Below are 20858 nucleotides of genomic sequence, written 5' to 3' on the forward strand. Positions count from 1 at the left end.
AGTCCCTTCAGTCCGTGCGGAGCGCGATGCCCTGGGCGTTGAAGAACAGCCCGCCCGGGGTGAGCAGCGCCGAGGCGGCGCGGTCGACCTGCCGCCGGCCGGCGTCGCCGCGCAGCTGCAGCACCGCCTCGCGTAGGTGCCCCGCCCCCTGCGAGCCGCCCTCGGAGAGGCTGCCGCCGTGCGGGTTGATCGGCACGCGGCCGTCGATCAGGACCCGCCCGCGACTCGGGTCCCAGTGCTCGGCGAGGAAGTCACCGGCGGTGCCGGGCTCGCCGAACCCGTACGACTCCAGGCAGTGCAGGGTGATCAGTGAGAAGCCGTCGTAGGGGAGCAGCACGTCGAAGTCGTGGATGCCGAACTCGCTGCGCGCCAGCAGCGCCCGCGCCGAGATCGTCTGGCCGGTGTGGTCGAGGCCCGCGGTGAGATGCTCCTCCGGGTGTGCGGCCAGGCCCATCGAGAGTGCGTGCACCAGAACGGGTCGGTGCGGAAGGTCCCGGGCGTGCTCGGCGGTGGTCACGATGAACGCGTCGGCGCCGTCGATTGGGACGTCCATGTCGTAGAGGCACAGTGGCTCGCGGATCATCCGGCCGTCGAGGTAGTCCTCCATGGCCAGCGGGTCCCGCATGACGGCGCCTGGGTTTGCCGCGGCATTGGTCCGGCCGTTGATCGCGACCAGCCCGAGGTCCTGCCGGTCCCGGCCGAAGGTGGCGAGGTAGCGGGCCGCCCAGGCGGCGTAGCCGGTCGACCCGAACATGCCGTAGGGCTCGGACTCGGTGTGACCGTCGCCGAGCAGGGCGCGGCCGTCCGGCAGCCCGGCCGCGGCGCGCTCGCGGAAGAGGCCGCGGCCCATCCGGTACATGGAGTGGTAGACCAGCACGGCGTTGGCGGTACCGGACCACACCGCGTTGACCGCGGCGGTGAGGTGGTTGCCGATCGGCGGCCGCACCCCCGTCCACCAGGTGACGGCGGGCAGGCCGAGCGCGGAGACGACGACGGCGGGATCGATGCCGCCGGTGTGCAGCCCGCCGCCGACCACGCCGTCGATCTGCTCGCGGGCGAGCCCGGCGTCCTCGATGGCCGCGGTGGCGGCCTCGAGGACCATGGCGAGCTCGGTGGTGTCACGGTCGCGGGCGTACGGCGACCGGCCCAGCCCCGCCACGGCGACCTGGTCCTTGCTCGGATTGCGTTGCGGCATCAGGTTCACAGTGCGTTCTCCTCGCCCGGCACCGCGCGAAACGCGGGCCACGGTGCGCCGTCACGCTCTATCCAGGCCAGCTCGACCCGCTGCCCGATTCGCTGCAGCGCGGTGGGGGTGTCGGTCAGTGGGGCCGCGATCCGCAGCCCCTGCTGCTCGTCGAGTTCGACGGCGGCCAGCGGCCACGGGGAGGTGTAGTCGACGACCGGCGGCCCCTGGTGCAGCCGCGTGAGCAGGTGCACGGTGCCGGTGCCGCGCACGGCCCGCACCTCGACCTCCGGCGACCAGCATGCCGGGCAGATCGGGCGCAGTGGGGTGTGCCACTGCTCGCACCGGGCGCACCGACCCGCGCGCAGCTCGCCCAGCAGCAGGCCGCGGTAGTACTCGATGTTGACCTGGTCCAGACGGATGCGCGAAAAGCGTGCGAACACGTCCTCGTCGGTGGTGGCTGTCGTCGATGGTTCGTCGACCATTGGTCCTCCCTGCGGCATGTCGGGCTACTTCTTCCTCGATCCTCTGCCCGGGACGGCTCCCTGGGAAGGGTTCCGGCGCCGAACCCGGTTCCCCAGCGGAAACAGGCTCGGCGATCCGGTGACCATCCGATCGGTGACGCCCTGCCGTCGGTTCGACGTGGAGGCGAGAAGCCCGTGGCCGGCCCCGGAAGGACCGGCCACGGGCTGTTTCAGCTGAGCCGCTCCAGGATCAGCGCCATGCCCTGACCGCCGCCGACACACATGGTCTCCAGCCTGAACTGCTTGTCGTGGGTGCGCAGCGAGTTGATCAGGGTGGTGATGCGCGCGCCGGTCATCCCGAAGGGATGGCCCAGCGCGATCGCGCCGCCGTTCACATTGAGGCAGTCCAGCGGAATCCCGAGCTCCTGGTACGAGGGGATCACCTGCGCCGCGAAGACCTCGTTGATTTCGAACAGGTCGATGTCGCCGATCGAGAGCCCGGCATTCGCCAGCGCGTCCCGCGTGGCCGCCACCGGCCCGAGGCCCATGATCTCTGGTGACAGCGCGGACACGCCGGTCGCGGCGACCCGGGCCAGCGAGGTGAGTCCCCGGCCTCGCGCGGCGGTGTCGGACATGACCACCAGGGCCGCGGCGCCGTCGTTGAGCGGGCAGGCATTGCCCGCGGTCACCGTGCCGTCGGGGCGGAAGACCGGGCGCAGCCCGGCCAGTGCCTCGGCCGTGGTGCCGGCGCGTGGGCTCTCGTCGGCGTCCATGACGGTGCCGTCGGGCAGCGTGATCGGGGTGATCTCCCTCGCCCAGGACCTCGCGCTCTCGGCCTGCGCGTACAGCTGCTGCGAGCGCGCGGCGAACTCGTCCTGCTCCTGCCGGGAGACACCGCGGACCTGGGCGACGTTCTCCGTCGTCTGCCCCATGGCGATGTAGACGTCCGGCGGCAGCTCGTCGGCGCGGGGATCCGTCAGACTGGGGCGTCGCCGGTGGCGCGCTTCGCGGTGCGGGTCTGCGCGTCCCGGAACCGCGGGTTGGTCCCACGGGTTGGCCGCCCGTCGCGCGGGTCGGCGCCCTCGGCGACCGGCGGGGTATCGGCGTGGCCGCGGGTGCCGCGGCTGATCGCCTCCACGCCGGCCGAGACGAAGACCTCGCCCTCGCCTGCCTTGATCGCGTGCAGCGCCATCCGCGTGGTCTGCACACTGGAGGCGCAGTAGCGGGTGACGGTGGTGCCGGGCACGGTGTCCATGCCGAGCAGCACCGAGACGACCCGGCCCATGTTGAACCCCTGCTCGCCGCCGGGCGCGCCGCAGCCGAGCAGCAGGTCCTTGACGTTGGCCGGATCGAGGTCGGGCACCTGGTCCAGTGCCGCGCGGATTGCATGTGCCGCGAGGTCGTCCGGGCGCAGATCCTATGTCTTGCCCTTGTAGGCGCGCCCGAACGGGGTGCGCGCCGCGGCGACGATCACCGCTTCCACCATGGAGGTCTCTTTCTTCGGTCGGAAATGAGAACGGCGCCGGCCCCGGTTCCGGGGCCGACGCCGCGAACATGGTCAGGCGCGGACGTTGTCCCCGCCCGGGTAGCCGCCGCCACCGAATCGCTCGTCCAGCGCCTCATAGTCGGTGGCGCCGTCGCGCTTGGGGATCTCGGTGACGAACTCCACCGTGCGTGGCTTCTTGTAGGAGGCGATCCGCTCCCGGCAGTGCTCGATCAGTTCCTCCGCAGTGACCTCGGCGCCGTCGACGAGCGCGACGACCGCCTTCACCGACTGGGTGAACTGGGGGTCCGGCACCCCGATCAGTGCGGCCTCGCGCACCGCGGGATGCTGCGTCAGGCAGGCCTCCACCTCGGCCGGATAGATGTTCTCGGCGGCCGACTTGATCATGCGGGTCATGGTGCCGACGAAGTGCAGGCTGCCGTCGGGCTCACGCCGGCCGATGTCGGTGGTGTGCCACCAGCCGTCGCGCATCCGGGCCTCGTTGATCTCCGGACGGTTCCAGTAGCCGGCGTGCACGACGTCGCCGGCCACCACGATCTCGCCCGGCTCGCCGACCGGCTGCTCGTTGCCCTCGGCGTCCACGATCCGGACCCGGACCCGGGGCGAGGGCCGACCGGAGTTGCCCTGCCCGCGCCCGCCGTGACCGTTCACCACCGCGAGGCCGCTTACCTCGGTCTGCCCGAAACCGCCCGGCAGCGAACCCCAGAGCGTGGTGTCCTCGGCCAGCAGGCCGTTCCAGAGCGGCGTGAAGGGCCCGCCGCGGAGCCGGGAGAGGTCGTGCTTGTCCGCGTCGTAGAGCTGGACCATCTGCATGATCGTCGGCGGCATGAGGAACGCGGAGGTGACGCCCTCGCGGGTGATGATCTCCAGCACCGACTCGGCTTCGACGCGGCGGACGAAGACATTGGTGCCGCCCTGCAGGTAGACCGCGAGCGCGTCCCACTGGAAGTTGCCGATGTGGAACAGCGGCCCGGAATTGAGGAAGACCGAGTCATGCGCCGACCTGGTCAGGTAGGAGGACTCGTGCGCCATGGTCAGCAGGTTGCGTTGCGTGAGCATCGAGCCGTTCGGCTTGCCGCCGATGGCCGCGGTGTAGATCACCAGCACCGGCAGGTCGATGTCGACCGGACCCCAGGGATCGTCGCTGCTCTGCGCGGCGAGCGCGTCCTCGTAGCTCTCCTCCCCGGTGGTGTCGTGCTGCCACCACACCGGATCGCGCTGGGTGAGCTTGCGGGCGGCGCGCACCGCGTCGCCGATCTCCTCGTCCTGCCAGACGACGACCTTGGGGTCGAAGTCGTCGACCACGAAGGCGAACTCCTCGCCGGACTGCCTCCAGTTGGCCGGACACACCATCGCACCGAGCTTGGCGCAGGCGCCCAGCAGCTCGAACACCCGGAAGGAGGTCTGACCGAGCCAGAGCACCCGGTCGCCCGCGCCGACGCCCGCGGCCTGCAGGGCGTGCGCGGCGCGGTTGACCCGGTCGTCGAACTCGGGCCAGGTCAGGCGGGTCTGCTCGTCCACGACAGCGGTGGTGCCGGGGTAGCTGCGTCGGTGTTCACGTGAGATGTCACCCAGTGTCGTGGGGGTCACGGTGTCTCCTTGTCTGCGTTCGTTTCTGACAATGTCGGGTGGTCATCTGTGGTCGAGCGCACGCAGCACGAAGCCGTGCACGCTTCGGACGAGTTCGTCGCGATCCTCGGGCAGTCCGCCGCCGCTGGTCAGCAGCCCGCGGATGAGCTGCCCGACGAGCATCGCCGCGGTCTCCGGGTCGGCGACTCGGAGATCACCGGTGGCGATGCCACGCCGGACGATCTCCGCCAGATGGCGATCGCCGACATTGAACAGCGCGGTCACCTCGTCCGGCAGGACATCCATCAGGTCCGGGTCGAGGAACAGGCGGGTGCGCTGCGCCCGGCGCTGGTTGTACAGGATGCCGATGTTGTAGTGCAGCCAGGCGCGCAGTTGCTCGGCGACCGGGGCGTCCGGGTCGATGCGTTCGCGCAGCTGCTGCTCGACGAGCTGCACCTCGTCCTCGAGCAGGGCGAGCAGAAGGTGGGCCTTGCTCGGGAACCGTCGGTAGAAGTTGCTCGCCGACGTTCGCGACTCGGCCAGCACCTGCCGCACCTTCAGTGAGCGGAATCGCGACCGCTCCAGGACCCACCAGGCGGCGCTGAGTATGTGCCTTGTCTCGGAGTCCCGATCCGGTACCGGGTGTTGGCATGCGCTGACGGATGGCTGCACTTCGCACCTCTACTCAGTAATTAGATTAATCATCTTACTACATGTGCTGTGGCGAGAGTAGAGGGCGGAGAACCGGTCGTCCCGGCCGGGGACGGCGGGACGACCGGGAGGTGCTCAGCGCGAGGTGCCGCGGTCGATGATCGGCAGCACGATGCGGCTCGGATGGTCGGGGCCGTGGTGAATGCGGTTGATCGCGGGGATCATCTGCTCCTCGGTCTCCCGGGCGATCACGCCGCCGGTGTTGGTGTTGCGGTCGTAGCGAGGGAAGTTGCTGCTGGAGATGTCGAGCCGGATCCGGTGGCCGGGCAGGAAGACGTTCGCCGTCGCTGCCAGGTCGATGGTGATCTCGTAGATCTTCTCCGGCTCGAGCAGTACCTCGTGCTCGAGGCTGTCGCGGTAGCGGGCGCGCAGGATCCCGTCGCACAGGTTGATGGCCTTGCCGTCCGGTAAGACGTCGACGAGCTTGGCGGTGAAGTCGGTGTCGACCGCGGAGGAGGAGACGAACAGCGTCACACTGATCGGACCGATGACCTCGACAGGCTGCTCGAGAACGGGCGTGGCGTAGCACAGCACGTCGTCCCGGCCCGCCACGGACCGCTGGTCGACCGGGCCGGAGACGCCCATGGCGGTCGGCAGGCAGGCGCCGCCGGTCGTCGGCACGGGGCGGCGCGGATCGTAGAGGTAGGTGTCGTGACCGGGGCTCGACTCGGCTTCGGCGCTCAGCGTGCCGTCACCGTCGGCGGTATTGGCGTGGCCGCCGCCGCCCAGGTGGAAGTCGGTCCACCGGGTGTCCGGCAGCGGCCAGGCCTGCTCGTCGCGCCACCGGTCGATGCCCATGACGAAGATCTGCACCGGCGCGATGCCATCCAGCGCGGTGGTGTCCCCGCGCACCCATCGGTCGAAGAACTTGATCTGCAGGTTGGTCAGCCGCACTGCCCTGGCCGTGGCCATCGGGCCGAACGACCGGTCAGGGTAGGTCCCGGCGGTGGAGGTGTGATCCCACGGGCCGATGACGAGACGCTGCTCGGCGCGGGCCTCTTCGGTGCCCGCGTTCCGTCGCGCGGCGGCGAAGTCGCGGAGGGCCGCTCCGATGGCGATGTCGTACCAGCCGCCGATGTGCAGCGCGGGGACGGTGACGTCGGGCAGCGCGGGCCTGAGGTCGAAGGCCTGCCAGAACTCGTCGTGCGCCGGGTGGGCCAGGAAGTCGTTCCACCACTTGCCGTAACCGGCGAGGATCGGCACGTCGCCGATCGGCAGCACCTCGTTCATCGGCTCGGGGTAGAGGACCGCCGCGCCGAGACCCATCAGCTGCTCGACGGTTCCGGTTCCCTGGGCGAGCGACCGCTTGGCGTCGCCGGCGTACATCATGGCGCTCCACCAGTGCACCAGGCCGAGGGAGAGCGCGCCACCGGTCGAGTACCACGGCGTCCTGTACTTGTCGAGCGTCGCGAAGCAGGGCGCGATCGCCTTCAGGGCGGGCGGGTTCGCCCCCGCCGCCTCCCACTGGACCATGCCCATGTAGGACGTTCCGGTCATCCCGACGGTGCCGTCCGACCACGGCTGCTCGGCGATCCAGGCGATGGTGTCCTCGCCGTCGGCGCGTTCGGCGGCGTGCGGGAAGAACTCCCCGTCCGACCGGCCGGTGCCACGGCAGTCCTGGATCACTACCGCGTATCCGGCCTCGAGCAGCGTCGTCAGGTTGGGAATGGTGTCGCCCATGGCGACCTCCATGTCCTTCCCGTAGGGAATGCGGATCAGCAGTGTCGGGGCACGGCCCTCGGTCGGGTGCCACACGTTCGCGGTCAGCGACACGGCGTCGCGCATCGGAATCTTGACGTCGATTTCATACAGGTGGGTCACGAGGTTCCTCGGTGAGCGACGGGACGGTCGAATCGCCGAATCATCGGCTTAATCATTGAACAATATGGCGCGCGAGATCGGGGCCACACGAGGCGGAACAGTGTTCCCTAGGTCACACCGCTGGTGCCGTCCTACCGTGTGGGGCAGATCACAAGTTCGTGCCACATCGACGAAGGAAGTCACGACGTGGAAGCAACCCAGGCCAGGTCCCTCGCAGGAAGCGAGGACGATCCGAGCCGGCGATTCCTGCAACCCGCCATCGAGACCATGGAGCGCGACCGGCTGCGTGCGCTGCAGGAGGAGCGGGTGCTCGCGCTCGTCCCCGAAGCGTTCGAGAAGTCGCCGTTCTACCGCGAACTGTGGACCGCGGCCGGCGTGAACCCGAGCCGGGTGCGCTCGCTCGAGGACTTCGCCGAGCAGATTCCGACCTTCACCAAGGACGACCTGCGGGCCTTCCGGGACCGTACCGGCGACCCGTTCGCCGGCCTGCTGCAGGTGCCCATGGACGGGCTGACGACCGTCATGTCCACATCGGGGACCACCGGCACGCCGGAGCTGCTCCCGGAGATTTGGGACGTGGCGCCGCCGCTGCCCGCATGTTCGGCCCGCGACCTGTGGGAGCTCGGGCTCCGCCCCGGCGACAAGGTGATCGTCCCCGCGGGCACCTTCCGCGGATTCTTCGACACGCTCTACCACGAACTGGGGCTGGTCCCGATCTACGTCGACAGCTGGATGGGCCACGGAGCCGAGGTGTTGGAGGCGATTCGCCGGTACCGGCCCGCCTACATGCAGCTGATGATGCCGACCGTGGTCGAGCTGGAGCGGTACGAGTCGAGCTACGACTTCCGCGAGGTGTTCTCCTCGTTCAAGGGCGCCGCCTTCGCGGGGCAACCGCTCGGCGCCGCGCTGGCCACCAAGGTCCGCGAGCAGTGGGGGCTGGAGCTGTTCACCTATGCCAGTGCCGGGGACACCGGGACCTCGTGGGAGTGCCGCGAGCACAACGGCTACCACCTCTGGGAGGACCTGGTCCTGCCGGAGTTCCTGCGGACCGACACCGACCGCGCAGTTCCCGAGGGCGAGGTGGGTGAACTCGTCGCCACCGACCTGGACAACGCCGCGGCGCCGCTGATCAGGTACCGCAGCGGCGACCTGGTCCGGTTCGACCGCGGACGTTGCGGCTGCGGCCGCAGCCACGTCCGGCAGTGGGTGATCGGCCGGCTCGGGGACGAAACGGTGGTAGGCGGCGTGCCGGTGGTCGTCGGTGAAGTGTGGCGGGCGGTCGAATCCCAGGAGGAGACGCACGACGGCCTGTTCCAGGTCATCCGGGACGCGCGCGTCACCGATCGGCTCCGGCTCCGGATCGGCTTCGTCGGCGAACCGGATCAGGACGACCTGCGCGCGCGACTGCGAGACGCGGTCAACGACCAGGTCGGCGTGGAGCCGGAGATCGAGTTGGTCCCGGTGGACAGTCTGCTCGCGCGCAGTTCGAGCGTCGCGAAATTCCCGAGAGTGGTGAAGCAATGAGCCGGAACTCCATAGCTGTCGCGATGGCCGGACGCCATCCCGAGCTGGCCGGCATCGGTCAGTTCCCCGGCGAGGGCGGACAGGTCGGATTCGAGATCGGCTGGCCGGAGGTCGAGCGGGACACCGTGTGGGTGGGCAGGTTGCTCGAACTCTGGGGTGTCGGCCGTGGACAGAACGCGCTGGTCACCGCGCGCAATGCGGAGGGTCCGTGGTTCGGGCCCGTCGCTGCCGCGCTCCGTGACGCGGGCGTGATCTACAGCGCCGCCGAGCCGTACGGCTGGGACGCCAAGCGCAGCAGGGCCCTGCTGGCCATGCTGCCGATCACCGCGGTGATCGGCATCGAGGGTGAGCACGCCGAAGGGTTGCTCGCCGACGAGCACGGCGCCGAACTGCTCCGTGCCGTCCCGGTGATCTGGGCGCGCACCGACGCTGTGGGGCCGCTGTGCGCCGCCGGGCTGAACCCGGCCGAACTCGTGCGGTTCGGCCCCGCCCTCGCCGTCGAATGCCCGCAGCGAGCCGGGCTGCACCTCGATCCCTCGGAGTGGCGGATCACCCCGAGTCTGCGGCTGTCGGTGGTCGGCGAGCGCAAGTACCAGGTCGAGGACCTGGATGTGGGCGTCACCGGCACGGTCGACGACACCCCCTGCGCCTGCGGCCTGCCCGGCGCCCGAGTCCACCTGGACTGACACCCGCGCGTGGCGGGCGCAGTGCGCGCCCGCCACGATGCGCGAACTCCGAGTTCGCGCCCTTCCGGCGCCGCGGCCGAGAACTCCTCCGCCGTCGACCGCGCCGACGTTCTCATGAGCCGTCGGGAATGCGGGAGCAGAGCTCGAGGTCGTCCCGATTCCGCCGGGAACCCCTGATGTGACGTCACAGATCGCGGCGGCCAAGCGCAACGACCCGGGGCTGTGGACCGTGCTGGACAACACCAACTTCTGCGGCGGCGTGCTCCGAGGCATCAAGACGGCGGACCGCGAGTCGGAGATCGTGGTGAACGACTGCTGTGTCGACCCCTCCATCAGCTCCTCCATCCCCGGCGGGTTCGAGGGCGTGCAGGTGGGCACCACGGCCAATCTGGATCCGGCCACAGAGGACATGAAGCTGTTCCAGGCGGCCATCGACAAATACGAGCCGGGCCTGCGCATCGAGGCGAACGCGGCGGGCGGCTGGCAGCCGGTGCTCGGACTCGCGCTCGCGCTGAACGCGGGCGAGGGTGAGGTCACCAAGGAGTCGGTGGCGGAGGGGCTGCGTTCGGCCCCCGCGCTCCCGTACCCCGCTGACCGACGGTGTGCAGTTCCAGTGCAACGGTCAGGCATTCCCACTCTCACCCAACGTCTGCGCCTCCGAGATCATCGTGGCCACGGCGGACAAGGGCGGAACGCTCGGCGGCTACCGGATCCTGGAGCCGGACACCGGCTTGTTCGTCCCGCCGTCCAACTGAGCCGAGCCGGTCCCGCCCGCGGGCGGGACCGGCTCTCTCGACTCTGCCGACGACCCGGGCGCCGAGCATGAGGAGCATCCAATTGCCCCGACACTCGGCCCGTTCGACACATTCAGGCTCGCGATCGCCTGAAACGGGAACCGTCACAGCACCTTCGCACCAGGCGGTCGGTGACGGACCGTGTCAGGGCTTACCGACCACGAGCCGGGACCGGTGCTCCGCCGCCCACTCGGCGAAGGTCTGCAGCTCGAAGCCCCAGCGTGCGGCGATGGCCGGATCGACCCGGTAGCCCTCGACCGTCAGCCATTCCTGGTTCTGCACGACGCCGGAATGGGTTCCGGCGGACACCGCGTCCGCCGGGGATAGATGCGACGCCCGCACGGTGCGTCCAGTCGTCTCGGACAGCACCGCGGCGACCTCCGCCATGGTGAGCGCTTCTCCGGCCAGCGGGATTTCGCTCCGGTCGAAGCGCGCGGGGTCGGCGAAGACGGCCGCGGCGACCCGACCGATGTCGGAGGCAGCGATCAGGTCCAGTCGGACGTCGGCATCCATCGCCGTGGTGATCTCGCCGTCGCCGAGCCGCGGGAACATCGCGGCGACCTTCGGCGGCGCGAAGTTGTCCATCATGAACGCGGGCTTGAGGATCACCCAGTGGGGGAGCGAGCTGGACCGGACCAGGTCGTTGGCCGCGGCCTTGCCGGTCCAGTACGGCGGCCACCACCGGTTCTCGTCCCAGCCGACGAATGTCTCGTGCTCGTCGGCGCGGGCGACCGAGGTGTGCACCAGGGTTCGCACCCCAGCCTCGACGGCGGCGTTGACCAGGTGCTCGGCGGCCCGCCGCTCCTGATCGGGATCCTTCGGGTGTGGCGGCATCTGCATGGAGAAGACCGCCTCGGCGCCGGCGACCGCGGCACGCAGCGAATCCCGGTCGTCGAACCGTCCTCGGTGCAGCCGGACGCCGCGCTGCGCGAGGGCGAGCGCCGCATCCGACTCGGGATCGCGGACGAGCGCGCGCACCGGCCTGCCCGCCGCGAGCAGCGCGTCGACGACCGCCCCGCCCTGCGCCCCGGTTGCTCCGGTGACGAGTACGGCTCCGGACTCTTCCATCATTCCTCCTGATCGATACGATGAGCGGCCGGGACGAGCCGGGAATTGATCAAAGACTGCGCTTCCCGGACGATTCCGGAGACGACCTCGTCCACCGTGGAGATGTCGTGCACCAGTCCCTGAGCCATCCCGACGGTCCACACTCCGTGGTCCAGGTCGCCGGTTTCGTAGACCTTCCGCCCCCGCATCCCGGCGACGAGTTCGCGGACGTCCTCGAAGGCCGCGCCGCTGCGCAGTAACCCGACCACTTCCCTGCTGATGGCGTTGCTCGCCACCCGGGAGGTGTTGCGGAGCTCGCGGAAGATCAGGTCGGTGTCCCGGATATCGGCATCCTGAATGCGCTTCTTCACGTTGTCGTGGATGCCTGCCTCGACGGTACACATGAACCGTGTGCCCATGTTGATCCCCTCGGCGCCGAGTGCCAGCGCGGCGACGAGACCGCGGCCGTCGGCGAAACCCCCCGAGGCGATGACCGGGATCTCCAGCTCGTCCACGGCCGCCGGAATCAGGACCAACCCCGGGGTGTCGTCCTCACCCGCGTGGCCCGCGCACTCGAAGCCGTCGATGCTGACCGCGTCGACGCCGAGGCGCTGCGCGGACAGGGCGTGCCGGACACTCGTGCACTTGTGCACGACGGTGATGCCCGCGGCCTTGAACGCCTCGACGTGCTCGCCCGGATTCGACCCCGCGGTCTCCACGACGGTGACCCCGGATTCGATGATGGCCCGGCGGTACTCGGCATACGGCGGCGGCGAGATCGACGGCAGGATGGTCAGGTTCACCCCGAACGGTTTCGAGGTCAGTGCCCGGCACCGCTCGATCTCCGCGCGCAGCGCATTCGGATCGGGCTGGGTGAGCGCGGACAGGAAACCCAGCGCGCCTGCGTTCGCGACGGCGGCGACCAGCGGCGCCGTCGCGACCCACTGCATGCCGCCCTGCACGATCGGATGCCGGATGTCGAACATGTCGGTGAGCTGGGTGCGGATCACGGCGCGACCTGCCGGTTCACGAACTCGTGATGCTCGGGGGAGGCCATGCTGTACCGCTCGGTCATCAGCGAGTGCCCGACCGGCCCGGCGAGACTCTGTTCGAGATACATGTTCAGCGCCCGCTTGGTGTCCTGCAACGCCCCCGCGGGCTGCGTGGCCAGCCGCTCCGCCACGGCCATGGCCGCGTCGACCACGTCGTCGCGCGGCACCACCCGGTTGACCAGACCCATCGCCTTCGCCTCGTCCGCGCCGACCCGCCCACCGAGGAGCAGCATCTCCTTGGCTCGCAGCAGCCCGACGTGCAGCGGCCAGGCGACACCGCCGTCCCCGCAGACGAGCCCGACCGCGATGTGCGGGTCGGCGATGAAGGCCGAGTCGGCCATGACCACGAAATCGCTGAACGCCAGAAAGCTCGCTCCCAGACCGACCGCGGGGCCGTTCACCGCCGCGACGATCGGGAGCGGGAAGTGAACGAGCTCGACCAGCAGCCGCCGCGCCTCGTCCACATTGCGCCAGCGCCCGGCGGGTTCCAGCGACAGCCGCATCATCTCGTAGTCGCCGCCGGCGCTGAACGCCTTGCCCGCCCCCGTCACCACGACGCAGCGGGCGTCGGGGTCGGCGGCCAGCTTCGGCCACAGCGAGAGGAAAGCGTGATGCATGCTCACGCTGGTGGCATTGCGGCTCTCCGGCCGGTTGAAGGTGACCAGTCGTACCGGCCCCCTCGCCTCGACCAGGATCTCCGGTTGGGTGTCGTCTGTCATGGTTCAGTTCCCGGTCTCTGCGGTCTGCGGATGGTCCCACCGGACGGGCAGATGCCGACGTCCCCAGAGGTGGTGCTGCGGTACGCGTTCGGAGGGCCCGTCCAGGCGAAGGTGCGGCAGGCGCGTCCGCAGCAGCTCGAGCGCCCGGTGCCCCTCCGTCCGCGCCAACTGTGCGCCGAGGCAGAAATGCGGCCCGAAGCCGAAGGCGAGGTGGCGCCGCAGCTCATTCCGCGGTCGATCCAGGTCGAACTCGTCGGGATCGTCCCACTTGCGCGGATCGCGATTGCCCGACCCGAACAGCAGCATCACCTTGGAACCGGCAGGTATCGGGCACTCGTCCACCGTGGTGTCCCGCGCTGTGGTGCGGAACAGGCCGAGCACCGGCGGATCCAGGCGCAGGCTTTCCTCGATCGCGATCTGCACCAGCTTGCCGTCCTCGACCACCCGCTGCCAGCGCGCCGGATCCTCCAGCAGCCGCAGGACGACATTGGTGAGCATCGAGGTGGTGGTGTCGTTCCCACCGGTGAGGGCCGTGGCCAGCACGTAGCCGATCTCGGCGGACGTGAGGCGCCGGTCGCCGTGGTGCGCGGCGAGCATGTAGCTGAGCAGATCGTCCGGCAGCGTGTCACCGAGATCGGATTCGTCCGGCTCGGTGATGCCCGCCGCGCGCAGCAGCTCCCGCCGGTGCTCCAGGTGCGGCGCGAAATAGGCGTTCAGCCGCCGGACCGCGGGCGCGACCCCCCGCGGGTCGGGAATGTCGAAGGCGCCCAAAAACTCGTCGGTCATCTCCTTGAGCAGCGGCGCGTCCTCGGGCGGAACGCCGATGAGATGGGCGATGACCCGGATCGGCAGCAGGACGGCGAACTCCGTGGCGAAGTCACCGCTGACCCGGCCCCCGGCGGTCATGGAGTCGATGAGTTCGTTGATCGTGGTGTCGATGAGTTCGGCATTGACCGCCCCCGCGCTGGGCGAGAGCCACTTGCGGAACAGCGTGCGGAATTCCCTGCTTTCCGCGCCGTCGACGTTGAAGCCGATCGGGGGGTTGAACTGAGGGCTGCTCCCGGTCCGCGCCGACCACGTCTCGGCTTCGGCGTCATTGAGCGCCGCGGTGATGTCGGCGAATCGGGTCAGGCTGTAGAAGGAGGGGTCGAAACCGGTCGTGTGGTGGACCGGGCAGGATTCCCGCGCGCGGCCGTAGGCGCCGAAGGGGTCGTGGGCGACCTCGGCGGAGAGTGGATTGAAGTCCTCGGTTGTCACGTTGCCGTGTTCCATGCTCGGCCTTTCTTCCGGTGCTCGCGGAGGGCCTCGGCTTCCAGGCGGAACCCGTCCTCCGGAGTCGTGCGCTCGATCGCGTCGCACAGTTGCTTGGTAGTGGCGGAAAGCGGGGGATCCATGGCCGCCATGCGGCGGGCGAGATCGGTTGCGCTGTCGAGAAGTTCGGTGTCCGGGACGATGTCGGTCACGAGGCCGAGGCCCAGCGCTGTCTCAGCGGGCAGCGGATCGCCCGCGAGGATCATCCGCCGGGCCCAGCCCCGCCCGACCGTGAGCGGGAGCCGCACGGTCATCCCACTTCCGCTCATCGCCCCGATCCGCAGGTGGGTGTCCCGGAAAACGGCTGCCGGGGTGGCGATCAATGCGTCGCAGGCGAGCGCGAGTTCCAGCCCGCCGGTGACCGCTGGGCCGTTGACGGCGCCGACGAGCGGCGTGGCGAGCCCGCCCAGCCGGCGGATGGCAGCACCGACCAGGTCGCGCGGTGCGTCCGGCCTGCTGAACTCGTCCAGGTCGAGCCCGGCGCAGAAGGCCTTCCCGGCGCCGGTGAGCACGATGGCCCCGACCGCGTCCGAATCGTCGCAGCGGTCCGCCTCGGCAATCAGCCGGTGGGCCATGTCGCTGGTCAGCGCGTTGCGATTGGCCGGACGGTTCAGCGTCCAGACCTCCACGCGGCCGGGGACGGCCTCGACTGTCAACTCGCTCATCGGTATCCGTCCCACAGCACCGAGTAACCGCCGTCGACGTTGATGGTCTGGCCGTTGACGTAGCCGCCGGCGTCTGAGGCGAGAAGCAGAGCGAGGCCGGCGAACTCGCGCACGTCGCCCACCCGGCCCGCGGGGCAGCGATCGAGGTAGCGGCGCAGGCGGTCCGGGTCGGACATCACCGATTCGGCCTGCCGGGTGTCGAACAGCGCCGGGGCGATCGCATTCGCGCGGATGCCGTACTGCCCGTACTCACAGGCCAGGTTCCTGGCCATCTGCACCAGCGCGGCCTTGGTGATGCCGTACGGCCCGTTGTCCGCGCTGCCGAGGGTCGACCCGATCACCGAGGAGGTCAAGACGATGCGTCCCCAGCCGCGCTCGACCATCCCGGGCAGCACCTCCCGACAGAACCAGTGCGCCGACAGCACACTGCTCTCCAGGAACTTGGTGAGGGTGCGATCCTCCAGCTCGGTCGTCTCGCCGATCCAGATGTTCATCCCGGCGTGCAGCATGAGCACATCGATTCGGCCCAACTCGCGCTTCGCCTGCTCGACCAGCGCCACCACCGCGTCCCGGTGCCCGATGTTGGCTGCGATGGGGTGGGCGCGATCGGCGCCGACCGCGGCGTTCACCGCCGCGGCCGCGGCACTGGTTTCGCCGGGATCGCGCCCGACGATCACCACCTCGGCGCCGTGCCGGGCGAGCTCCTCCGCGGCGGCCAACCCCATCCCGCGCGTCGAGCCGGTCACCAGCGCGACCCGTCCGGTCATGTCGAAGATGTCGCTGTGCCGGGCGGCTTCCGCCTTCGGTTGAGGCGACCCCGTTTGAGTTTCGGTCACGAGCGTTACCGTAATGGGGTAGTCTCGCAAATGCAACGATCGATTCCCGCCGCAGGGCGGGCGGCGGAAGGTTCACTGATGGCGGCTGACGAGCCACTGCTCCTGGTCTCGACACCCGCGCCCGGCGTGGCGCTGGTGACGTTGAACCGACCCGACCGGCTCAATGCACTCACCTGGCCACTGATCGACGAACTGCACAGTGCGCTAAGGGAACTGGACGAGCGCCGCGACCTACGCGCAGTCGTCCTCACCGGCGCCGGCCGCGCGTTCTGCGCGGGGTCCGACGTGGGGGGCGCGCGCGAGCGCAGTTCGGTCGACATCCCGACCCGGTACGAGGCGCAGCAGCGCACGAGCGGCTTGGCCGTCGCGATCCGCGAGCTCAGGCACCCGGTGATCGCCGCGGTCAACGGGCCGGCGGTGGGCGCCGGGTTCGGCCTCGCCCTCGCCGCCGACATCCGGGTCGCCGGCGCCTCGGCCGCCTTCCGCGACGGCGCGATCCGCATGGGGCTGAGCGCCTGCGAGAGCGGGATCAGTTGGCATCTGCCGCGGCTCATCGGTACCTCGAACGCGCTCGAGCTCATGCTCACCAATCGACTGGTTCCGGCCGAGGAGGCCGAGCGGCGCGGTCTGGTCTCGGCGATGTACCCGGACGATCAGCTCCTCGAGCGGGCCGTCGAGTTGGCCGCCGGCATCGCAGAGTTCTCGCCCTTCGGACTGACCACCACCAAGGAGGTCTTCTGGGCGAATCAGTCCGACAGCTTCCGCGAAGCGGTCGACCGCGAGAATCGCAGTCAGATCCTCGCGGTCAACACCGCGGACTCCCGGGAAGCCATGACGGCCTTCCTCGAGCACCGCAAGCCCGAATTCCACGGCCGATGATCAGCCGTTCTTCGAGAGGAATCGACAAGTGGGTCTTCTGACGGGCAAGGTCGCCCTCGTCACCGGCAGTGCGCAGGGCCTCGGCGCCGGCTGCGCGACTGCATTCACCCAGCACGGCGCCCGCGTGGCGTGCGTCGACCTGAACCGGGACGGGCTCGAGCGGGCCGCCGCCGAGCTGGTGGCCGGTGGAGCCGAGGCCATCGCACTGCCGTGCGATGTCGCGAACCGGGAGCAGGTGGACGCCGCCGTCGCCGCCACCGTGCAGAAGTTCGGTCGGCTCGACATCCTGGTCAACGCCGCAATGACGCAGCGGCTCGTCCGGTTCGACCGGTCCACCGAGGCGGATCTACTCGATGCCTACCGGTCGAGCGTGCTCGGCACCTACAACTTCATGATGGCGAGCTTCCCGCATCTGAAGGAGAACGGCGGCAAGGTGATCAATTTCGGCTCGGCATCCGGAACTGGCGGCGAGGCGGGAATGGCGACCTACGCGGCCGCGAAGGAGGCGGTGCGCGGACTCTCCAAGGCGGTAGCGGTCGAGTGGGGCCGCTTCGAGATCGCCGTCAATGTCATCTGTCCCATCGGGACCTCGCCGGCGCACGAGCAGTGGGCGGCGTCGATCGGCCCCGAGGCCGTCGCGGAGGTGCTGAAGCCGTTCCCGATCAAGCGGATGGGCGATCCGGTGCACGACATCGGCGGCGTCGCGGTCTTCCTGGCCAGCAGCCTCTCCGACTACATGACCGGCCGCACCCTTTTCGCCGACGGGGGCCGCGGCTCCTTCCGCTGATCCCCAGGCCTGCCGGCCGTTGCTTTCCGGCCCAGGTCAAATTACGGTAATGACTGTGACTGAAACTCCGAAAGGACCCACCACCGTGACCGCAACCCTCGCCGGGCTCCCGCAGACCGGATCGTTCAATCACGGAGCGATCGCCTCCGGCCGCCGCTTCGACCCGGCCGCGGTACTCGCTCAGGACACGACCATCCACGGCCTCGTCCCGGAGGCCGGCTACATCTGGGGCACCCTGCGCGACGAGGACGGCGGCCTGCACTCGGTCATGCGCCGCGTGCCCGCCGTCCGGGACAACGCCAAGGCGACCGGCGACATCCGCTCGCTCGGCGGCAAGCTCATCCTGCTGTCCGGCGCGGGCAGTGACCAGCAGCAGCTGCGCCGGGAACCGCGGCACGCGCCGGAGAGCAACGAGCTGTCCCGTCGGATGACCGACGCCGGCGCGGTGGAGTTCACGGCGCCCGCCAACGAGCACGGGCGCGAGGTGTCGCTGACGCTCTCCGCCGACAGCCTGGCCTACCGGGAGACCGACGTCATCGACGTCACCGGCACCCTGGCTGCGCCGCCACTGCAGTGGTTCCTGCCCGGACCGGACTCCTCGCTGCTCTACCTCACCCAGACCTGGCTGGTCGAGGGCGAGCTCACCGGCAAGCGGGTGCGTGGCTTCCTGTTCTGGGAGGAGGCGTGGATGCGCGAGGGCGCCAGGCTCTACGTCGACAAGGACCCGCTGCACGACGCCGAGTACACGACCTGGTACTCGTGGGCCAACCACTACGAGGACGGCAGCTCCGAGGTCGGGCACTTCCTCTACGGCAACGGTGACTTCCACGTCGGGATCATCGGGCACAGCGACGGCACGATCACCAGCGCACACACGATGGAGGCGGAGGTGAAGCGCGCCGCCGACGGCTACTGGCACGAGGGTATCGACTACACGATCAACGGTGAGGCGTGGCGGGTCGATCCCGATCCCAACGGCCGGATGGAGGGGTTGGGTCGGATTCCCAACCCGCAGCAGGAGGGCCGGATGCATCGGGTGGCGGATACCCGCACGCCCGACGTGTGGATGGCCTGGGGCGAGTCGGTCCCCGGCAACGGCGAACGCCGCACCTGGTGACTGCGGCCGGCCGGTGAACGACGAGATGACCGCCTACTTGGAGTACGCCGCGCTCCCGGCCCTCGCCGCCCAGCGCCGGCCGGACCGGACCGCGCTGCGCTTCGAGGGGCGGGCCTGGACATATCGGGAGCTGGACCGGGCCGTCGCCGGGGTCGCTGCCCGGCTCGCCCGCGCCGGTGTCGGCGCGGGCATCCGCACCCTGCTCCTCGTCGAGAACCGGCCGGAGTACGTCTTCGCGCAGTTCGCGCTGGCCCGGCTCGGTGCCGTTTTCGTGGTGCCGAATCCGTACTGGACCGAGCACGAGATGGCTCGGGTGGTCGCCGCCGCCGGTGCCGAAGCGGCGATCTACGCACCGCAGCACCGGGCATCGGCCGCCGCCCTGCCGATCGCGATCCCGGTCGAGGAGCTCGCCACGGCGGCGACGGAGGGCATGTCCGTGCCGTCGCCCTCCGCGGAGCCGGTACCCGCCACCGCCGAGCTGTGCGTTCCCTTCTCCTCGGGCACCACCGGGCTGCCCAAGGGTGTCGTGCACACAGTCGGAAGTCTGTCCGGCGGGATCGGCCAGCTGGTGGCGCACCTGGGACTGACCGACGCCGACCGCCTGCAGATCTCGCTGCCGCTGTGCCACATCTTCGGCACCTCGATGATGGGCGCCGCGCTCGCGGTCGGCGCCGAGGTGACACTCTTCGAGCGGTTCGACTTCGACCGCTGCCTGCGTCAGATCCGGGAGGACGCGGTCACCGTGTGGCCGCTGGCCGGCGCCGTCGCGCACCGCCTGGCGCACCTTCCCCAGCTGAGCCGCGCCGACTTCCCCGGGCTGCGGTACTTCATGTGGGGCGGCAGCGCGGTCCCCGCCGAGCTGGCCGCGACGATCACCGACCGCACGGGGGTCGGTTTCCTGTGCTCCTACGGCATGACCGAGGCCTTCGCCATCGCCTTCAACCCGGTCGGGCACCCGGAACAGTGGCGGCTGGATTCACCCGGCTTCCTCTCGGACGGCATCGAGATCCGGCTCGGCGCTCACGACGAGATCGAGGTGCGCGGGCCGTGTGTCGCCGCGCGCTACACCGCGGCGCCCCAGGACGACCCGTTCCTTCCCGGCGGTTGGTTCCGGACCGGCGACGTGGGCCGGATCGATGCGGACGGCCGGCTCTGGATCGTGGATCGGCTCAAGGACATGATCAAGGTCTCCGGTTTCCAGGTCGCGCCCGCCGAGATCGAGGCCGAGCTGCGGCGGCACCCGGCGGTGACCGACGCTGCGGTGATCGGGCGCCCCGATCCGCACCGCGGCGAGCGGGTGGTCGCGTTCGTCGTGACTGCTGAGCCGGTGTCGGCAGAGGAGTTGCTGGCCGCCGCCGCCGAACGGTTGGCCACCTACAAGTTGCCGCGCGAGATCGTCGTCGTGGACGAGCTGCCGCGTACCGCCGCGGGGAAGTTGCAGCGTGCGCGGCTGCGCACGCCGGAGCAGGGCTGACGTCCGGCGTGGCCTACAGTCGAGAAATGGCGACAGGGCAGGATTCCGGGTCGACCGGGACGGACCGCAGGCGGACGGGACGGCCCGTCGACAAGACGGTGGAAGCACGGGTGCTGCACGAGGCCAGGGCCGAGCTGGTGGCCGCCGGGGTGGATGCCTTCAGCCTGACCGCGACGCTGCGCCGCGCGAAGGTCGGCAACAGCGGCTTCTACCGACGCTGGTCCAGCGCGCAGGAGCTCATCGTCGACGCCGTTGCCTCGATCGCCACCTGGCCGGAGGTACCCGACCTGGGCGACCTGCGGAAGGAGTTGCGGTTGCTGGTCGAGGCATTCGATCGGCCGGGCGCGTGGAAGAGCCTGCAGGTCATGTTCACCTTCGCCGGTCAGGCGGCCCGCCACCCCGAACTGTACGAGCGGGTGCAGCGGACGGTCATCCTGCCCGGAAACGCGCGGGTCGTCGCGGTCTTCGATCGGGCCTGCTCGCGCGGCGAATTCCCGGCCGGTGCCGATCCGAAGGCGCTCGCCGCCGCCTTCATCGGTGCGCTGAGTGTGGTTGTGCAGTGGTCCGCGGAGGCCGATGACCACTTCGGTGCCGACCCGGACAGTGTGCTGGAAACGTTCATCGCGCTGGCCGCCGTGCAGGCTCACCGGGAGCCGGCGGAGCCCTCCTCGACCCGGGCGCGCAGGCGGTCGACCAGGGTCTCGACGCCGTAGCC

General features: G+C 70.1%; 18 protein-coding genes and 2 pseudogenes. 8 read left to right on the top strand and 12 right to left on the bottom strand.

What is annotated here, in order from left to right:
* Nucleotides 1–7: 7 nt before the first annotated feature.
* The 6 genes and pseudogenes from GON09_RS27035 to GON09_RS27060 form a co-directional block, all read right to left on the bottom strand.
* On the bottom strand, nt 8–1195 hold the full coding sequence (locus GON09_RS27035) for a thiolase family protein (RefSeq protein WP_213935031.1): 1188 nt from the start codon (nt 1193–1195) through the stop codon (nt 8–10).
* Nucleotides 1196–1200: 5 nt separating this feature from the next.
* Complete coding sequence (locus GON09_RS27040; RefSeq protein ID WP_213935032.1) at nt 1201–1668, bottom strand: Zn-ribbon domain-containing OB-fold protein; 468 nt, start codon at nt 1666–1668, stop codon at nt 1201–1203.
* Between the two features lie 209 nt (nt 1669–1877).
* Nucleotides 1878–3133 (bottom strand): annotated as a pseudogene (locus GON09_RS27045) (acetyl-CoA C-acetyltransferase).
* Nucleotides 3134–3205: 72 nt separating this feature from the next.
* Complete coding sequence (locus GON09_RS27050; protein ID WP_213935033.1) at nt 3206–4741, bottom strand: AMP-binding protein; 1536 nt, start codon at nt 4739–4741, stop codon at nt 3206–3208.
* Between the two features lie 42 nt (nt 4742–4783).
* Nucleotides 4784–5392, bottom strand: a complete 609-nt coding sequence (locus GON09_RS27055) for a TetR/AcrR family transcriptional regulator (protein WP_213935034.1) — start codon at nt 5390–5392, stop codon at nt 4784–4786.
* A 114-nt stretch (nt 5393–5506) separates the two neighbouring features.
* Nucleotides 5507–7252: a CocE/NonD family hydrolase gene (locus GON09_RS27060; protein WP_213935035.1), complete on the bottom strand. Its 1746-nt coding sequence runs from the start codon at nt 7250–7252 to the stop codon at nt 5507–5509.
* 186 nt (nt 7253–7438) lie between these two features.
* Here GON09_RS27060 and GON09_RS27065 point away from each other — a divergent pair, with 186 nt between their 5' ends.
* The 3 genes and pseudogenes from GON09_RS27065 to GON09_RS27075 form a co-directional block, all read left to right on the top strand.
* A complete protein-coding gene (locus GON09_RS27065; protein ID WP_307854574.1) occupies nt 7439–8776 on the top strand; it encodes a phenylacetate--CoA ligase family protein in 1338 nt (445 codons plus the stop codon).
* Nucleotides 8773–9462 (top strand): hypothetical protein, encoded by a 690-nt coding sequence (locus GON09_RS27070; RefSeq protein ID WP_213935036.1) that lies wholly within the window; start codon nt 8773–8775, stop codon nt 9460–9462. Before GON09_RS27065 ends, GON09_RS27070 begins: the two co-directional genes overlap by 4 nt.
* A gap of 142 nt (nt 9463–9604) precedes the next feature.
* Nucleotides 9605–10288 (top strand): annotated as a pseudogene (locus GON09_RS27075) (ABC transporter substrate-binding protein); the annotation flags it as partial.
* A gap of 112 nt (nt 10289–10400) precedes the next feature.
* Here GON09_RS27075 and GON09_RS27080 read toward each other — a convergent pair.
* From GON09_RS27080 to GON09_RS27105, 6 genes are read right to left on the bottom strand one after another with little or no spacing between them, the layout of a single operon-like run.
* Nucleotides 10401–11324, bottom strand: coding sequence for an NmrA/HSCARG family protein (locus GON09_RS27080; protein WP_213935038.1), 924 nt, complete (start codon nt 11322–11324; stop codon nt 10401–10403).
* Entirely contained in the window at nt 11324–12310 is a 987-nt protein-coding gene (locus GON09_RS27085) for an NAD(P)H-dependent flavin oxidoreductase (RefSeq protein ID WP_307854601.1), read from the bottom strand. Before GON09_RS27085 ends, GON09_RS27080 begins: the two co-directional genes overlap by 1 nt.
* Nucleotides 12310–13074 (bottom strand): enoyl-CoA hydratase/isomerase family protein, encoded by a 765-nt coding sequence (locus GON09_RS27090; RefSeq protein WP_213935039.1) that lies wholly within the window; start codon nt 13072–13074, stop codon nt 12310–12312. Before GON09_RS27090 ends, GON09_RS27085 begins: the two co-directional genes overlap by 1 nt.
* Nucleotides 13075–13077: 3 nt before the next feature.
* The gene (locus GON09_RS27095; RefSeq protein ID WP_213935040.1) at nt 13078–14346 is read right to left on the bottom strand and encodes a cytochrome P450; all 1269 of its coding nucleotides are present in this window, start codon (nt 14344–14346) and stop codon (nt 13078–13080) included.
* Complete coding sequence (locus GON09_RS27100) at nt 14328–15050, bottom strand: enoyl-CoA hydratase-related protein (protein WP_213935041.1); 723 nt, start codon at nt 15048–15050, stop codon at nt 14328–14330. The genes GON09_RS27095 and GON09_RS27100 overlap by 19 nt, the downstream gene beginning before the upstream one ends.
* The gene (locus GON09_RS27105) at nt 15047–15886 is read right to left on the bottom strand and encodes an SDR family NAD(P)-dependent oxidoreductase (RefSeq protein ID WP_213935042.1); all 840 of its coding nucleotides are present in this window, start codon (nt 15884–15886) and stop codon (nt 15047–15049) included. Before GON09_RS27105 ends, GON09_RS27100 begins: the two co-directional genes overlap by 4 nt.
* Nucleotides 15887–15964: 78 nt before the next feature.
* Here GON09_RS27105 and GON09_RS27110 point away from each other — a divergent pair, with 78 nt between their 5' ends.
* The 5 genes from GON09_RS27110 (at nt 15965) to GON09_RS27130 (ending at nt 20856) form a co-directional block, all read left to right on the top strand.
* A complete protein-coding gene (locus GON09_RS27110) occupies nt 15965–16765 on the top strand; it encodes an enoyl-CoA hydratase/isomerase family protein (RefSeq protein ID WP_213935043.1) in 801 nt (266 codons plus the stop codon).
* Nucleotides 16766–16793: 28 nt separating this feature from the next.
* A complete protein-coding gene (locus GON09_RS27115) occupies nt 16794–17552 on the top strand; it encodes an SDR family NAD(P)-dependent oxidoreductase (RefSeq protein ID WP_213935044.1) in 759 nt (252 codons plus the stop codon).
* An 85-nt stretch (nt 17553–17637) separates the two neighbouring features.
* Nucleotides 17638–18669 (top strand): hypothetical protein, encoded by a 1032-nt coding sequence (locus GON09_RS27120; RefSeq protein WP_213935045.1) that lies wholly within the window; start codon nt 17638–17640, stop codon nt 18667–18669.
* A gap of 25 nt (nt 18670–18694) precedes the next feature.
* A complete protein-coding gene (locus GON09_RS27125) occupies nt 18695–20143 on the top strand; it encodes a class I adenylate-forming enzyme family protein (protein ID WP_213935046.1) in 1449 nt (482 codons plus the stop codon).
* Nucleotides 20144–20253: 110 nt separating this feature from the next.
* Complete coding sequence (locus GON09_RS27130) at nt 20254–20856, top strand: TetR-like C-terminal domain-containing protein (RefSeq protein WP_213935047.1); 603 nt, start codon at nt 20254–20256, stop codon at nt 20854–20856.
* Nucleotides 20857–20858: the final 2 nt, after the last annotated feature.

The organism is Rhodococcus sp. B50 (assembly GCF_013602415.1).
In the GTDB taxonomy this organism is placed as follows: domain Bacteria; phylum Actinomycetota; class Actinomycetes; order Mycobacteriales; family Mycobacteriaceae; genus Rhodococcus.

What these genes read in the sequence shown, in the direction of transcription:
- GON09_RS27035 (WP_213935031.1), bottom strand. Translation starts at nt 1,195, where the DNA reads ATGCCGCAACGCAATCCGAGCAAGGACCAGGTCGCCGTGGCGGGGCTG.
- GON09_RS27040 (WP_213935032.1), bottom strand. Translation starts at nt 1,668, where the DNA reads ATGGTCGACGAACCATCGACGACAGCCACCACCGACGAGGACGTGTTC.
- GON09_RS27070 (WP_213935036.1), top strand. Translation starts at nt 8,773, where the DNA reads ATGAGCCGGAACTCCATAGCTGTCGCGATGGCCGGACGCCATCCCGAG.
- GON09_RS27080 (WP_213935038.1), bottom strand. Translation starts at nt 11,324, where the DNA reads ATGGAAGAGTCCGGAGCCGTACTCGTCACCGGAGCAACCGGGGCGCAG.
- GON09_RS27090 (WP_213935039.1), bottom strand. Translation starts at nt 13,074, where the DNA reads ATGACAGACGACACCCAACCGGAGATCCTGGTCGAGGCGAGGGGGCCG.
- GON09_RS27095 (WP_213935040.1), bottom strand. Translation starts at nt 14,346, where the DNA reads ATGGAACACGGCAACGTGACAACCGAGGACTTCAATCCACTCTCCGCC.
- GON09_RS27100 (WP_213935041.1), bottom strand. Translation starts at nt 15,050, where the DNA reads ATGAGCGAGTTGACAGTCGAGGCCGTCCCCGGCCGCGTGGAGGTCTGG.
- GON09_RS27110 (WP_213935043.1), top strand. Translation starts at nt 15,965, where the DNA reads ATGGCGGCTGACGAGCCACTGCTCCTGGTCTCGACACCCGCGCCCGGC.
- GON09_RS27125 (WP_213935046.1), top strand. Translation starts at nt 18,695, where the DNA reads ATGACCGCCTACTTGGAGTACGCCGCGCTCCCGGCCCTCGCCGCCCAG.